General features: G+C 69.6%; 12 protein-coding genes and 1 pseudogene. 5 read left to right on the forward strand and 8 right to left on the reverse strand.

Annotated elements, in window-relative coordinates:
* Positions 1-17: 17 nt before the first annotated feature.
* From V3N99_08105 to V3N99_08115, 3 genes are all read right to left on the reverse strand, one after another.
* Complete coding sequence (locus tag V3N99_08105) at positions 18-1,286, reverse strand: DUF3761 domain-containing protein (GenBank protein MEO3936710.1); 1,269 nt, start codon at positions 1,284-1,286, stop codon at positions 18-20.
* Between the two features lie 1,465 nt (positions 1,287-2,751).
* A complete protein-coding gene (locus tag V3N99_08110; GenBank protein ID MEO3936711.1) occupies positions 2,752-4,257 on the reverse strand; it encodes a hypothetical protein in 1,506 nt (501 codons plus the stop codon).
* The gene (locus tag V3N99_08115; GenBank protein ID MEO3936712.1) at positions 4,254-4,604 is read right to left on the reverse strand and encodes a hypothetical protein; all 351 of its coding nucleotides are present in this window, start codon (positions 4,602-4,604) and stop codon (positions 4,254-4,256) included. Before V3N99_08115 ends, V3N99_08110 begins: the two co-directional genes overlap by 4 nt.
* A gap of 362 nt (positions 4,605-4,966) precedes the next feature.
* Here V3N99_08115 and V3N99_08120 point away from each other — a divergent pair, with 362 nt between their 5' ends.
* Positions 4,967-5,734: a hypothetical protein gene (locus V3N99_08120; GenBank protein MEO3936713.1), complete on the forward strand. Its 768-nt coding sequence runs from the start codon at positions 4,967-4,969 to the stop codon at positions 5,732-5,734.
* Positions 5,735-5,983: 249 nt separating this feature from the next.
* On the opposite strand, the gene V3N99_08125 is transcribed toward V3N99_08120, so the two are convergent.
* Positions 5,984-6,325 (reverse strand): hypothetical protein, encoded by a 342-nt coding sequence (locus V3N99_08125; GenBank protein ID MEO3936714.1) that lies wholly within the window; start codon positions 6,323-6,325, stop codon positions 5,984-5,986.
* Positions 6,326-6,423: 98 nt separating this feature from the next.
* Positions 6,424-6,976: pseudogene (locus V3N99_08130) on the reverse strand (recombinase family protein).
* Positions 6,977-7,554: 578 nt separating this feature from the next.
* Here V3N99_08130 and V3N99_08135 point away from each other — a divergent pair.
* The gene (locus V3N99_08135) at positions 7,555-8,298 is read left to right on the forward strand and encodes an ANTAR domain-containing protein (protein MEO3936715.1); all 744 of its coding nucleotides are present in this window, start codon (positions 7,555-7,557) and stop codon (positions 8,296-8,298) included.
* Positions 8,299-9,006: 708 nt separating this feature from the next.
* Here the strand turns inward: V3N99_08135 and V3N99_08140 are convergent.
* Positions 9,007-9,789, reverse strand: coding sequence for a TetR/AcrR family transcriptional regulator C-terminal domain-containing protein (locus V3N99_08140; protein ID MEO3936716.1), 783 nt, complete (start codon positions 9,787-9,789; stop codon positions 9,007-9,009).
* Between the two features lie 297 nt (positions 9,790-10,086).
* Here V3N99_08140 and V3N99_08145 point away from each other — a divergent pair, with 297 nt between their 5' ends.
* Positions 10,087-10,863, forward strand: coding sequence for a hypothetical protein (locus V3N99_08145; GenBank protein MEO3936717.1), 777 nt, complete (start codon positions 10,087-10,089; stop codon positions 10,861-10,863).
* A gap of 99 nt (positions 10,864-10,962) precedes the next feature.
* Entirely contained in the window at positions 10,963-11,844 is an 882-nt protein-coding gene (locus V3N99_08150; protein MEO3936718.1) for a PRC and DUF2382 domain-containing protein, read from the forward strand.
* An 89-nt stretch (positions 11,845-11,933) separates the two neighbouring features.
* On the opposite strand, the gene V3N99_08155 is transcribed toward V3N99_08150, so the two are convergent.
* Complete coding sequence (locus tag V3N99_08155) at positions 11,934-12,257, reverse strand: hypothetical protein (GenBank protein ID MEO3936719.1); 324 nt, start codon at positions 12,255-12,257, stop codon at positions 11,934-11,936.
* Positions 12,258-12,369: 112 nt separating this feature from the next.
* Here V3N99_08155 and V3N99_08160 point away from each other — a divergent pair, with 112 nt between their 5' ends.
* Positions 12,370-13,065, forward strand: coding sequence for a hypothetical protein (locus V3N99_08160; GenBank protein ID MEO3936720.1), 696 nt, complete (start codon positions 12,370-12,372; stop codon positions 13,063-13,065).
* Positions 13,066-13,414: 349 nt separating this feature from the next.
* Here the strand turns inward: V3N99_08160 and V3N99_08165 are convergent, their stop codons facing one another.
* On the reverse strand, positions 13,415-13,675 hold the full coding sequence (locus tag V3N99_08165) for a hypothetical protein (GenBank protein ID MEO3936721.1): 261 nt from the start codon (positions 13,673-13,675) through the stop codon (positions 13,415-13,417).
* Positions 13,676-13,761 lie beyond the last annotated feature (86 nt).

Genomic DNA, 13,761 nt, shown 5'->3' on the forward strand with positions numbered 1-13,761 from the left:
GCGGCACTGGTGGGGAGCTACTTGTAGAACACCCGCACCCCGCCGTGGTGGGAGCACGCACCCTGATGGTGGGCCGCGTAGGAGTACGTGCCGTCGTTGCATTGGGCGGTCGCGCCACCACCTGGCAGCACTGGCGGGGCCGGCGGCGGTGGTGCAGGTGCTGGAGCAAGGGCAGGCGGGGTGGTCCGAGCAGGAGCTTTCGGCGGGATGCTTGCCAGTGGACGCGGCGCCGGTTTCGCTGTTGGCGTGATCGTTGCGTACCTCTGATATGCGGTCCACCAGTTACTCGCGATCGCTTTTTGCGCCGACGCGAGAGTAAGTTGTCCCGCACAGACCAAAGTGTGAAGCTGGTCCTCCAGTCGGTCCTTGCTCGTCGCTCCCACCAGGACCCCCGCACCCTGAGCACTCGTAGGCGTCTGAGACGGCTGCGGCCACAGGTTCGCGGCTGAGGCGGGTGCTCCACCCAGCTCCAACGGGATGAGGTGGTCCTCTTGGTAGTCGCCAGCGTTGACGTCACCGTGGTAGCCGTACCCGGAGGCGAGCTGGGCGGACTTGATCGCTTGCGTCACGTTGGTGGCCGGACGGACCGTGTCCGCCCACCCAGCGACGCAGATCGTCTGCTGGATGCTCGCCTGAGTGACTCTGGGATTCAACGCGCCCGGCGTGCGATGCGGGTTCGGCAGAACCACCCCCGACGCCATCACCACCACCGTGCCGACGCCCGTACCGGCCGGCGCCGTCGTGGCCGTCGTCGCGGTCGTCGTCGGAGGCGCCGTCGTCTCCACCGGCCCCGCCATCGTCGTTGATGTCGTGGTCGACGCCGAGGTGGGCGCTACGGCCGTGCCGCTACCGGGTGAGGGCGGGGCCGCGATCGCCCCGCCTGTGAACATGGCCAGCAGTGCCACGGCCATGGTGGCGATCCCCGCTCTTCGTCCGTGCAGGCGGGCCCAGCCCACGGAACCGCGGATCAGGACGACCATCGCCACCACGAGCCCGAAAAGGCCCACGAGCGTCAGACCACCACTGACTCCGCTGCTGGCCAGGCCCAGGGCAAGCGTCGCTACCAGCCCACCCCACCCCAGGCCCTGGAGGGGACGAGGTAAGTAGCCGGTGCGTGACGGCGTCGAGGCCGCGATCAACGGCGACCATTCCGCAGTCGTGTCCTGTGGGCCGGCAGCGGCACTCGAGACGATGACGGCCGGGTCCGTATAGGGCGTCCACTGCTGACCGTCCCAGTAGCGCATCCCACCCTGAGGGTGGCCATACCAACCAGCCTGAACACTCACGACGCCCCCGACCCTAGACCGTGCTTTTCACCCGGAGCGTAGCCGCGACGGTTGTGGAGCGCGAGGAACCACCGCAACGCACCAGGCCCCCTGAAGGAGTGCGCCGCAGCTGTGGCTCGCTTGTCGAACAGATTGCTTGCTGCCCCTAGTCTTCGCCGTATGGGCTTTGGAATCGGCTTGGGGGCGGCGCTCTCCAGCGTCCACGTCAGCACACGCGGCGTTGGTTTGAGCAGCGGGATCGGACCTCTCAGCTTCTACGCTCCTCCTGGTCGCCGGCGCCGTCGGAAGCCCAGAGGGGTCCAGTTCCCGGCCTGGTCCCGTACGTCGGTTGCTGTGTGGTGATGCTCCTCGTCTCCGCTTGCTCGGACAAGGCACCTGAGGTTGTCATGACCACCACGCCCACCGCCAGCGCGGAATGTCAAAGGGCCGTGAAGGTGGCAGATCACGTCGCCGGCTACGACCCAACCAGAAGCTCCCACCCGTCGCTCAGCCTTGAGCAAGTGCGGCTTCTAGCGCGGGTAGTCGTCAACAACGAACAGCGCTCGACCCTACACTCGTGGCGCAGTCCCAGGAGTTGCTCGCTAAGACCTCGGGCTGACAAAGAATCCATTCGGTGCACTGTGCACGGCGCTCGTCCCCCTGCGTGTCGAGGCTGGCGCCGCTTGTGACCACGGTCTCCCCTGGACACCACGATCAGGTCGTAGAGGGGCTGGCGCTGTGCGAGCGCCGATCCGGATCCCGCCGAGGTGAGCGTGTGTGGTCTCCGCTGCGGGTTCGGTGCCTGACTGCGGCCGTCCCGGGAGCGGCGTTGACACGTCCGCGTCCCCCCAAGGTCACGGTGGCGCGTTGGTGACGCCGCACCGATGTTGCGCGGTCGCCTGCGGAGCGCAATGTTGGCGTTCAGACAGTCAATGGTGGCGCGCCTGTTCCCCCCGAGCCAGGTGCGTCACCATCGGTCTACCTCGAGTAGCTACCTCGCTGAGGTGGTGGTGTGGGGGTCGTGGAGGTCGGTCCCGCACAGAGGGCGGCTGATGGGCCCCGCCTGCGCGACGGACAGCGCGACCCAGATCCTCCTCGGACTCGCACATCCGCAGACCAGCGCGACCCCGCTGCGGCGATTCTTCGCATCCCATTAGTCGTAGATGTCATCAGCGGTGGGCCCGTCTCGCTGTCGGGGGCACCCCGTCCGACAGGTCCGTCAGGTCCAGTAGTGCTGAGGGGTCGGCCGCCCTCGGCGCGCCGGTAGGCGCGGATCCCGCGGCCGAGGTCGTCGACCTGGGCAGCGTAGTCGTGCAGGGTGTGGTCGGGGACCGACGTCGCGGACCAGCCGATGCCGATGTCCTGCACCTCCTGCGCACCCGGGGTGGTCTCGCCCGACTGCGGCGCCGTTCGCGACTACGTCGGGTGAGGTCCGTACAGCTGCTCACGTTGCCGGTGTGGCAGAGAGCAGTCAGCCTCGCAACACCTAGCGTTCGCATCCGATGTTGAGCGCCGATATTCGGGGGACTGTACGGCTGCGGTCCTCGTGCCCCCGGCCGCTGGACGGGCGCGGCTCCCCGGTGGGCGTAGGAGGGGTATTGCGGGTGGCTGCGGCGTGGAGGGCGGCGCTGGCGGAGTCTGCTGTCATGGCGTGGCCGATGATCTGCTGGGCGTGGCGGGTGATGACGGCACGGACGGGTGGGGGCGGGGGTATCTGACGGTCGTGGTGGACATCGCCGGCGTTGACCCAGGCGGCGAGGGTGGGGGCGGCGCTGCTGGCGGCGGCCATGGCCTGGGCGCCTCGCGCGGCCACCGAGAGGGCGGGGTCCTGGAGCGTGTCGCGGACGACGTGGGCCAGGTCGACGGCGACGCTCACGTCGCGGTGGAGGGCGCCGGTGACGGCCGCGAGGTCAACCCGGGTGGCCATCGCGGCGGGGCTGGCGAGGCTGGCGTGGTGGTGGGTGATGTCCCGCAGGGCGGCGTGGACGTCGTTGCCAGCGAGCAGGAGATCGGGGTCGAGACGTCGGTGCCGGCCGAGCATGGGCTCGAGGTCGGCGGCGAGTCTGCCCCAGGCGTGCTCGAGGTCCGTCAGGGCCGGCAGGAGCCGGTGGGTGTGCTGCTGGGGGTCGAGCAGGCCACGGCTGGCGGCGGCTGAGCCGATGATGCCGGTGGCGGCCGTGACAGTTCTTTGGACCTGCGCGATCCAGTCAAGGTTCGCTGCGGTGGGGGGCCCGGTGAGGGTGCGGTGCGCCTGGAGGTTCCAGCGGGCCAGGGCCTGCTCAAGGCGGGTGACCTGCCCACGGTCGGGGTGCCCAGTGCTGGCTGGGCTGTCCGGCCCGCCCCGGCTCTCGCGATGCTGCCTGGTCAGGGCGGTGGGCCAGCGGGTGTCGAGGTAGGAGGCGGCGAGCCGTTCGGTGGTGGCGATGCGGCGGCTGGCGTCGCGGGCCCGCTGGAGGGACTCGCCGGGCGGGAGGGTGTGGCGGGCGTCGAGGCGTCGCTGCAGGTCCCGGGCGTGCCGGTCCAGCGACACCGCGACGGCGTGCCCGGAGACGGACAGCACGTGCATCACCCTGGTCCGGGCTGCCTCAGCGTCGGCGTGCCCTACCGCCGACAGGGCTGCGGTGGGGTGGCGGCGGGCCCTGACGAGCTCGGCCGCGCGGGCCAGGGCCGTGGCCACCGCCTCCAGTGCCGGGTCGCCGTCGCCCGCGCCGGGCCAGCGGGCCTGTCGGTGGGTGTGGTGCAGCCCCTGGGTGATGCCGTGGATGCGGCGCATACTCGGGTCACCGGTGCGGTCGGGAATGGCCGACCACAGGTCGGCGGCGGCGTCGACGACCTCGCCCCAGCTGCGCACCCGCGCCATGGCCCGGTCGGGGTCGGGGTCCCACAGCGCGGCCCGGGCGGTCAGGTCGGCGTCGAGGAGCAGCTCGCCCACACTGCGGCCATCCACCCCCGCAGCGGCGGCGCCTGCGGGGACGTCACCCGGCCTGGTCATGCGCGTGCCTCCCTGACGAGGTCGCACAGGGCGATGACCACGCCGGTGGCACCGGGAGGGAACTGCTCGATGGGGTGGCGTCGGGTTGCGGTCTCCGCGACCTGGATGAGGCCGACCATGTCGAGCCCGGTGGTCTGCGCGCCCAGCACGACGTCGTCGAGGAGGTGGTCCAGCTCGGGCGGCAGCAGTCCGGTCGCGGCCGCGGCGATGCTGTGCGCCCACAGGGCGGTGGAGTGCAGGGCCGGGGTGGTGGCGGCCTGTCGGTAGCCGCGGTCGGCCGCCTCGACCAGCAGCGCGATGACCTCCCGCCACGTGTCGTGGGCGGGAAAGGTGTCCTGGCCGGTCATGTGCATGCTCCTTCGTTGCAGTGCCCTCGGGGTCACAGTCGGGTGCCGTGGGCTTGGGCGTGGGTCTCGTCCCTCATCGAGCCAGCCCCGACGCTGGGTGCGCTGCCGCGTCCTGGCGGCGGTGGAGAAGCGATAGGTGTCAGTGCGGGTGTGGACACTGGCGTCATCACCCGAAAGCCGAGGCCCGGCTGCTGGTGGTCACTCGGACCGTTCGGGACCGAATTTCGGTTCCACTCGGGCTAGACTCTCTGGGAGGGGAGGTGGGTGTCGATGACGCGGCGGATCGCGAAGGCGCTAGCGGTGACCCCTGGCCTGCTGGTCAGCACGGTGGTGACGTCGAGGGGGGGTCCGTCCTTCCCCCTGTGGTTGGGGCTGCCCTGTTCGTCGGTGGGCTGCTGGCTGCGGCGGCGCTGCTGTCCGGTCGAGGCGAGGCCGTCGGTGCGCGGCTGCTTCTGATGTCGCGTCCCGCCCGGGACGACGAGCTGCGCCTGCTGGCGCCGGCGGTGACCATCCTGTGCCGGGCCGGGCTCGGTCCGCCCCTGGTCGAGCTGCGCGTACGGGAGGGCGAGGCGGCGGTGGTTGCGGCCGGGATGGGCCGGCGCACGGTCGTCGTCTCCGCCGGGCTGCTGGAGGCGGTCGTCGACGGTGCCCTCCCCCAGGCGCAGGCGGCTGCGGTGATCGGCCACGCGGCGGCGCTGACCCGGGGCGGCTGGGTGCGGTCCGATCCGGTGATCAAGTTCTGGTCCCTGCCGTGGCAGCTGCTGCGGGCTGTGGCCCTGGCCGCGGCCCGGGTCGGGCGGCGGCTCCCGCTGACCTCGCTCGCCTGGCGGGGGCGGGTCGTCGTGGTGGTGATCGCGACAGTGCAGAACGTCCAGGAGGGTCAGCCGTGGCTGGCGCTCGGCATCGGCGCCGTCGGAGCACTCAGCTACGCGATCCCGATCTGGGAGGGGCGCTGGGAGCAGACGATGCTCAACGCCGGCGACGCAGCCCTGGCCGACGCCGGTCTCGCGGCGCCCTGGGCCGCGTTCCTGCGCCGCTGCCCGCCGACGCCGACGCTACGGACCCGGCTGCGGGGGCTCGAGGAGGCGACCCCTGCCGGGCGACCGGTCGGGCTCGTCGTCGGTCGCTGACGCCAACGCCCTTGACCGTTAAGTTGGGCGCCCGGCCCGCAGCTCCGGCGCGCACCGGCATGGCGCTCATCTCCTCCTCGTCCCATGGCTGTCCGTGCAGCGCTCACGACCCCGGCCCAACCCACCTCCGGACCACGTCCACCCCACGTCCACCGACGTCCACCCCACGTCCAGAGACGGCGAACTCTGGAGTCATCCGCGACCATCGTGGCCTGCTGTTGGCCATCCGGTGCTGGAGGGGGCTTGCGGTCATCGTGGCGGTGGTGGTCCGTGGCGGATCACGCCGTGCCCGACCTCGGGGTCCCACTCCAGGTATCTGGTGATCTCGGCGGGGGTCCGGACCTGGTGGACCACCGACGGTTCGCGCTGGTGTTGGTTCTGCCGGTAGAGGGCTTTCCGTGCGGAGGCCTCGCTGGCGTAGGAGCCGAGCAGGACGACGGCGTCGTCGGGTGAGTCGGCCCCGACCTGCACCACCCACCAGCGAGGACGGCTACCGGGACGCGGGCGACGGCTGGGCCCGCTGGTGTGGGGCAGCCCCGTCCCAGCCGTCGCCAGGGTGGGTCCGTCGGTGGCGGGCGCCGGCGTGTCCATCGCCGGTCTGCTCGCTCGCCCCCCGCGAGGTCGAGGCGCTGACAAAGTGGCCGCGGGAGCGATGACGTCGGCGTACGCCCGGCGGCCGTCGAGGCGTCGTACAGCGACTGCCGCGAGCAGCCCAGGTCCCGCGCGACCTTCGCCTTGGGGACCCCCTCGTCGACGAGGCGTCGGGCCTGAGAGACCTGGTCTTCGCTCAGTGCTCGGGTCCGCCCCCGGTAGACGCCACGCGCCTTCGCCAGCTCGATGCCCTCACGCTGTCGCTCCCGGATCAGGGCTCGCTCGAGCTGCGCGACCGCGCCGAGAATGTGCAGCTGGAATGTGGCTAGATGCTCTCCCCCGCGGCCAGCACCGGTCGCCTCGGGGGGCTTGAACGTCAGCCCTTCGGTCACGAACTCCACGACGACGCCGCGGGCGGTGAGCTCCTCGACGCTGGGCAAGGTCGACCACCGAGCGGGCCAGCCGATCCATCGACGCGACCCGGACCGTGTCACCGGCGCGCACGTCCCGCAACAACGACGTCAGGTCCGTCCGCTCGGCCCGGCTCTTGCCACTGAGGCGGTTCTCGAATACCTCGTCGACCTACCCGATCGCGGCCAGCTGCCGGTCCAGGTGCTGGTCGACACTGCTGACCCGCACGTAGCCGACCATCTATCCAGACATGTCTAGATCTTACGGCAGAACCGTCCAGGAATGCCGATTCAGACTCGTCCGTACGCTCCCCCGGCTCGTCCAACCGATGTCTGTCTGGGGTGCACCCCAGACAGACACCCGAGTGCGGACGACCGACATGGCACGAACGTTGCCGCCAGTGTGCTCAGTGGTCCACACGCGGCGGTGTGGGACAGCCGCTCTCGCGGCGGAGTGGGGCAGGTCCATTTCACTCTCAGGCCGAAGAGTGTTCTACTCGCGGGGGGACGGGGAGCGGATCGCCGCAGGTGGGCCACCCGCGGGGGTTGCCGCCTCGCCTTCGGTGAGCTGCCTCCTGGTGTGATCGAACGACCCACCACCGTCGTCGCTGTCTGGGCCAGCCCCCTCGGGTTGACCCGCATCGAGCACGAGACCAGCCTGACGACACCGGCCCTCAGGCGTGGGACCCCGCTTTTCGCCAACTGGCGCAGCAAACCCATCGAATGACCCCGCACTCGTGGTCGCCTGTCATCGGTGGTGCTCGTAGGATGGGTTCGCTCGTGACGTTCAGACCAGCTGAGACGGAAGAGAAGGGCCCCATGGCGTACGAAGCCGTCGCTGGCTCGCTTGACTTTCGTGACGTCGCCGAGCGGTTGCGACGACTGGATGAGTCCCTCATGGCCGCGCCCGGGGCGCCGTTGGAGGCGCTGGTCGTGGCTGCCCACGAGCAGATCCCCGGCGCGTCCGCGGTCAGCATCACCACTCTGCGTCGTGGTCGGTTCGTCACTGACGCGGCCTCCACCCCGCGGGCGCTGGCCGCCGACCAGATCCAGTACGACCTGCAGTCCGGGCCGTGTCTGCAAGCCACGGTCCTGGAGGACCTCTACAACCCCCAGGACTTGCTCCACGACGAACGGTGGCCCCAGTTCGGTCCCCAGGTCTCGGCCAGCCTGGGCATCAACAGCTGCCTGTCCTACCAGCTCGCGTGTGACAAGCACCGCTCGAGTCTCAACATCTACGGTGACGAGGCCGGGGTGTTCTATCAGGACGCTCTCGTCACGGGCCTCGTCTTCGCTACCCACGCCGTCGACGTGATCAACCGGGTCGACGCCGCAGACACCGTCGAGAATCTCCAGAAGGCCTTACACAGCAACCGGGAGATCGGCATCGCGGTCGGCATCATCATGGCGCACCGCAAGCTGAGCCGGGACGACGCGTTCAACGTCTTGCGGGTCGCTAGCCAGCACAGCAACCGCAAGCTGCATCACCTCGCCATCGAGATCACGGACACCGGTGTAGTGCCGAACTACACCATCCGCAGACAAGCCCCCGACGCCCCGTAGTCATGACCCTGGGCTCGCCGCGCTGCCCCCCTGGATGCCGCTTAGTTCGGGCAGCGAGATAACGGTGTAAGGGCCAAGCCGGGGAGCCCGTGTTTGGACTCCCTGGCTCTGGACCACCTCGCCACGGCCGCGCCGAGGATGGTCTTGAGACGGTCCTACCCCAAGAGACCGGCGCTGACCCGCGCTCACGCCGTGATCCACCACCCCATTTACCCACGCGCACGGCTCGGGGCCACTGTTCGACTCGGACCGCCAGGGTGGGTCGGCCAGGGGGCGGCAGGGATGGGTTCGGCGATGTAAATGAGAGGGTGACGGTCGAGGTGTCCATGACTGGGGATGCCGACGGCGATCTGCTGAGCGGGCCGCAACATCCGCAGGGGTGCGCGGATGCTCAACCCGGTCGAATCGTGGAGGCAGTTCGCAACGGCGGAGGTGCAAAGGCGGCGACGGTTCTGATCCGGAAGGCCACGATCGCGTCACTGGTGTGGTGGACATCAACCGCGTCATGAGATCGGCTTCGCTGATTCAAAAAGAGGCGAAGGCGTGGCCGTCGGTGTGGTCCCCCTCCGTCCCCGTAACAGTGTCCCCGGTAGTTCGCAAGACGAGGTCCCGAAGGTGCGACCAAACGAAGCGGGTGGTCGTGCGGCTGCTTGTCCCCCGGGTGAAGATCGCTCAGGGTAGTCGGTGTCGACGGGTGGGCCAGGGGTCCTATCGGGAGAGCTCGCGGTCTAGACGGTCGAGGAGGGCCTCGAGGGCGCTCTCGAACTCGGCCTGCGTGTGGTCCTCGGCGAGGAGGGTGGCGGTACGGGCGAGGGTGGGGTAGCTGGAGACTTCCAGGTCCTGGCTGGGTGGCGCGATCTCGGCATCTCCCTCGTTGAGGGGCTCGTCCACCGGCGCGGTCGAGGCGCCCCGGGTAGCCGCCTCAAGGAGCAGGTGTCCGAGCAGGAAGCTGGAGAAGATCCGGTACGTGGCCACGGCCTGACGATCGGAGAGGCCGCACTGGGTCAGCCCAGCGAGGAGGTCCTCGACCACGCGCAGGCTGCGCAGCGGCGGGCGCAGCCACGGGGCAGCGGGGTTCCGGGTCGCGATGAGGGGGAAGATCGCCGGGTGGTCGAGGACAATCTGGCGCACGCAGTGGGCCGTCCACTGCAGCATTCCCTGCCACTCGTCGGTCAGGGCGGGCCCGTGCTCGCCGTCGTCCTGCGGGTGGGTCCCGATCTGTTCGACCAGGGTGTCCACGATCCCCTCGAGCAGGTCTTCCCGGCCGTTGATGTAACGGTAGAGCGCCATGGCCTCGAACCCCAGATGGGACCCGAGGGAGCGCATGGTCAGCGACTCGAGGCTGCCGCTGTCGTCGATCATGCCGATCGCGGCGGTGATGATCGCTGCCCGCGACAGGCGCACCCGGCCTTCCCCCCGGCCGTCGACGGTGGGCTCCGTCGGCGCGGGCCGATCGGTCGACGTCGGCGCAGGATCTGAGTTCGGGTGCATGGCGTCCTACGTTTTGGGGGTGGCCTCCGAGGGAATGTCTCGTGAGAAGGCACATCCTCCGGTTCGCATTGGTCGCAGTTTACGACGCTTGTCCGGGGTGCTCCGTCTTCCGACCGTATGCCCCGGATGGGGACAGCGCCGGCAGAGACAGTCCCCATCATGATCAGTTTACGTCGTACACGGCGGGGTATACGGTGTAAGCGCCGCCTGACCCGTGGGGGGTTGCCTGGCTGGCCCGGGCGGGACCCGCTGCGATCGCCGCGGATCCCGCTACCGACCTCATGAAGGAGATTTCTGATGCAAGACGCACTGACCAGTGCCCTGACCTCGATCGCCACGTTCGTGCCAAAACTGGTGCTGTTCCTGGTGATCCTGCTGATCGGCTGGTTGATCGCGAAGGCGCTGGCCAAGGCTGTGAGCGCGGTCCTGACCCGGGTCGGGTTCGACCGGGCCATCGAGCGGGGCGGGGTGGGCAAGGCTCTCGCGAAGAGCGAGTACGACCCGAGCGACATCCTGGCCAAGCTCGTCTACTACGCGGTCATGCTCTTCACCCTTCAGCTCGCGTTCTCCGCATTCGGTCCGAACCCGATCAGTGACCTGCTCGCGGCGATCATCGCGTTCCTGCCGCAGGTGTTCGTCGCGATCATCATCATCGTCATCGCCTCGGCGATCGCCGCCGCCGCGAAGACCCTCATCCAGGGCAGCCTCGGCGGTCTGTCCTACGGCAAGACCCTGGCCAACATCGCTGCGGTCTTCATCCTCGGTCTGGGCATCATCGCCGCCCTCAACCAGGTCGGCATCGCGACCACCGTCACCACTCCCGTGCTCGTCGCGGTCCTCGCCACCCTCGCCGGCGTCATCATCGTCGGTGTCGGGGGCGGGCTGATCAAGCCCATGCAGTCGCGGTGGGAGTCATACCTGACCACGGCTGAGGCTGAGGCCCCGAAGGTCAAGGAGCAGGTCAAGAACGCCCCCAGCGTCAAGGACCAGGCCGTCGAGGCCAAGAGCCGCGCCCAGGGCGCCTACGACCAGGCGCAGCCCGACACCTCCGCCTCCGGCGCCCACCGGGCCTGAGCCCACAGCTCGACCAGCACCACCAAGCACGACCAGCACGACCAAGTTGCACCAGCACGACCACCAGCCCGTCTCGACTACCACACCAGGAGTGAGCACATGAGCTTTGACCAGAGCAACGTCAACGACGTCCTCGACAAGGACGTCTACGGCACGGACGGCGAGAAGATCGGCGGCGTCGGACAGGTCTACCTCGACGACCAGAGCGGGCAGCCGTCCTGGGTCACCGTCAAGACGGGGATGTTCGGCACGAAGGAGTCCTTCGTCCCGGTCGACCAGGCGCAGCTGACCTCGCAGGGCCTGCAGGTGCCCTACGGCAAGGACCAGGTCAAGGACGCACCGCAGGTCGAGGCCGACGGTCGCATCACCCCCGACGAGGAGGCCGAGCTCTACCGCCACTACGGCCTCACCCAGCCCGCCCAGTCGGAGGAAACGGCGTTGTACGACCAGGAGTCAGACCGCAGCGCCGCGGGGTCGGGTCGTGGGGACCGTGACGGCGACGGCGTGTACGACGACGTCGAGGGCCGCACCGAGGGTCAGGACACCTCGGGGCTGACCACGGACGAGGCCACGACCCGCTCGGAGGAGCAGCTCAAGGTCGGCACCGAGAAGGTGGCCACCGGCAAGGCACGGCTGCGCAAGTACGTCGTCACCGAGCAGCAGACCGTGACTGTCCCGGTGACCCGCGAGGAGGTCCGGGTCGAGCGCGAGCCGATCACCGAGGCCGACCAGGCCACCATCGGGAAGGCGATGGACGGCCCCGCGATCTCGGAGGAGGAGCACGAGCTGGTCCTGCACGAGGAGCAGGTCGTGGTCGAGAAGCAGGCCGTACCGGTCGAGCGGGTCAAGCTGGGAACGGAGACCGTCACGGAGGACCGTCAGGTCACCGAAGAGGTCCGCAAGGAGCAGATCGAGACCAGCACCGACGCCGGTGTCGAGGGCAGCACGGGCGATCAGGTCGACCCGACCACCCAGCGCTGACACCAGGCTGGCATCGAGCGGCGGGGCGGGCACCCCACAGGTGTCGCCCGCCCCGCCACTGGTCTCCGCCCCTTCTCTCCCTCTCCCGATCAAAGGATCACGTCATGCAGATCGACAAGCAGCAGATCATCGAGCTCCTCTAGAGCCGCGGTAACCCCGGCGACGCCGAGACCGCCGGCCAGGCGCAGACGGAGCTGCCGGACCAGGTCGACACCGACCAGCACGCCGACCTGCTCGGCAAGCTCGGCATCAACCCGCAAGACCTGCTCGGCAAGCTGGGCGGCGGCGGGCTCAGCGGCCTCGGTGGCAAGCTCGGCCTGTAACGGCTGAGCCGAGCGTGGGGAGTACCCCCGCGACCGACGGCGCGCGACGCAGTCGGCGACTGCGCCGCTCCCACCGCTGACCGACCGCATAGATGCGAACAGGACGCCCCCGGGCCGTCCCTGCCAGGTTCGGCCCAGCGAAGGAAACCGCCTCGCCTCGTCGGGGCCCATCCCGCCGACCACCATCCCAGGAGCACACGCCATGAGCACCGTAGACCCGCAGTACCCGCGCCGCACCGACACCGGTGACACCCATCCCGACACTCCCGAGACCCGCTTTGTCACCCGGGGTGAGCCCGTGAACGACACCAACCTCGACGACCGCGGCGCCGTCGGGGTCGGCGAAGCCGTCGAGCGGCAGAAGGAAGCGTACGGAGGCGTCAAGATCGGCTCGGCCTTCTTCGGATGGCTCACCGCCACCGCGGCCGCGGTCCTGCTGACCGCACTCGTGGCCGCGGCCGGCGCCGCTGTCGGGGTCAGCACCAACACCGACCCGAGCGCCACCGTCGGCGCAGCCACAGCGAATGCCCAGACCGTCGGTATCGCCGGCGCCGTCATCCTGCTCGTGATCTTGTTCGTCGCCTACTACTGCGGCGGGTACGTCGCCGGGCGGATGGCCCGGTTCAACGGCCTCAAACAGGGCCTCGCCGTCTGGGTGTGGGCCGTCGTCATCGCCGTCATCGTCGCCGTCATCGCGGCCATCGCCGGCAGCAAGTACGACGTGCTGTCCAAGCTGAACAGCTTCCCCCGGATACCGGCGGACGGCGGCACTCTGACCAAGGGCGGCCTCGTCGCCCTGGCCATCGTCGCGGTGGCCAGCCTCGTCGGCGCACTGCTCGGCGGTCTGGCCGGAATGCGCTTCCACCGCAAGGTCGACAAAGCCGGCCTGCGACCCTGACCATCTTGCCGAGAACCTCCGTACGGGCGGTTTGCGAGGTCCGCACCCCCAGGTGCGCCCTTCACCCGTCACCCCTGCGTCTTGCTTGACCGCAGGGGTGACGGCGTCGGCCCGTGGTCCGCCGATGCGACCTTGTCGTCGACGGAACCTGCTCCCGCCGCTGGGTGATCCCCTAGCCTGATGAGACCTTATCGACGGAGCGACCACTGGCCTGTCGCCCGTCAGGTGGGTAGATCGTTCCACAGACACGGTCCGGCTTGCCTGACCCTCAGCTCTTGAGCGACCTGCTTCGGGCTCCACCGGCGGTCGAGCAGCCCCTGGGACTTGACCCGGCGTAGTTGACCCACTCCTACGGGCTGCTCATCGCGGCGAGGAGTTGCGCGTAGCGTTTCCCCACGGGCGGGGGGAGACGCGAGAAGCCCCCGATCATGGGGATGAAGACCCGGGCGATGCGCTGGACGAACCACATGTGGAACAGCAGCTCGCGGTTCGTCCACCTGGTCCCCTTGCTGGGTGCGCCCAAGGCCCCGAGCGGTGCGCTGGAGGCGAGCATCTCGAAGTCCGCGCCGACCCACTCCAGCGCACCGCGTGCCTCACTCGACAGGACCACTCCTCGAGTGTGCGCCGGGATTGCGCTGCAGTGTGGCGGTCAGGCAGCGACCTGTGCACGCCACCGCCCTCGGTCGTCCGTGGTCG

This window comes from Dermatophilaceae bacterium Soc4.6, assembly GCA_039889245.1.
GTDB lineage: Bacteria > Actinomycetota > Actinomycetes > Actinomycetales > Dermatophilaceae > Lapillicoccus.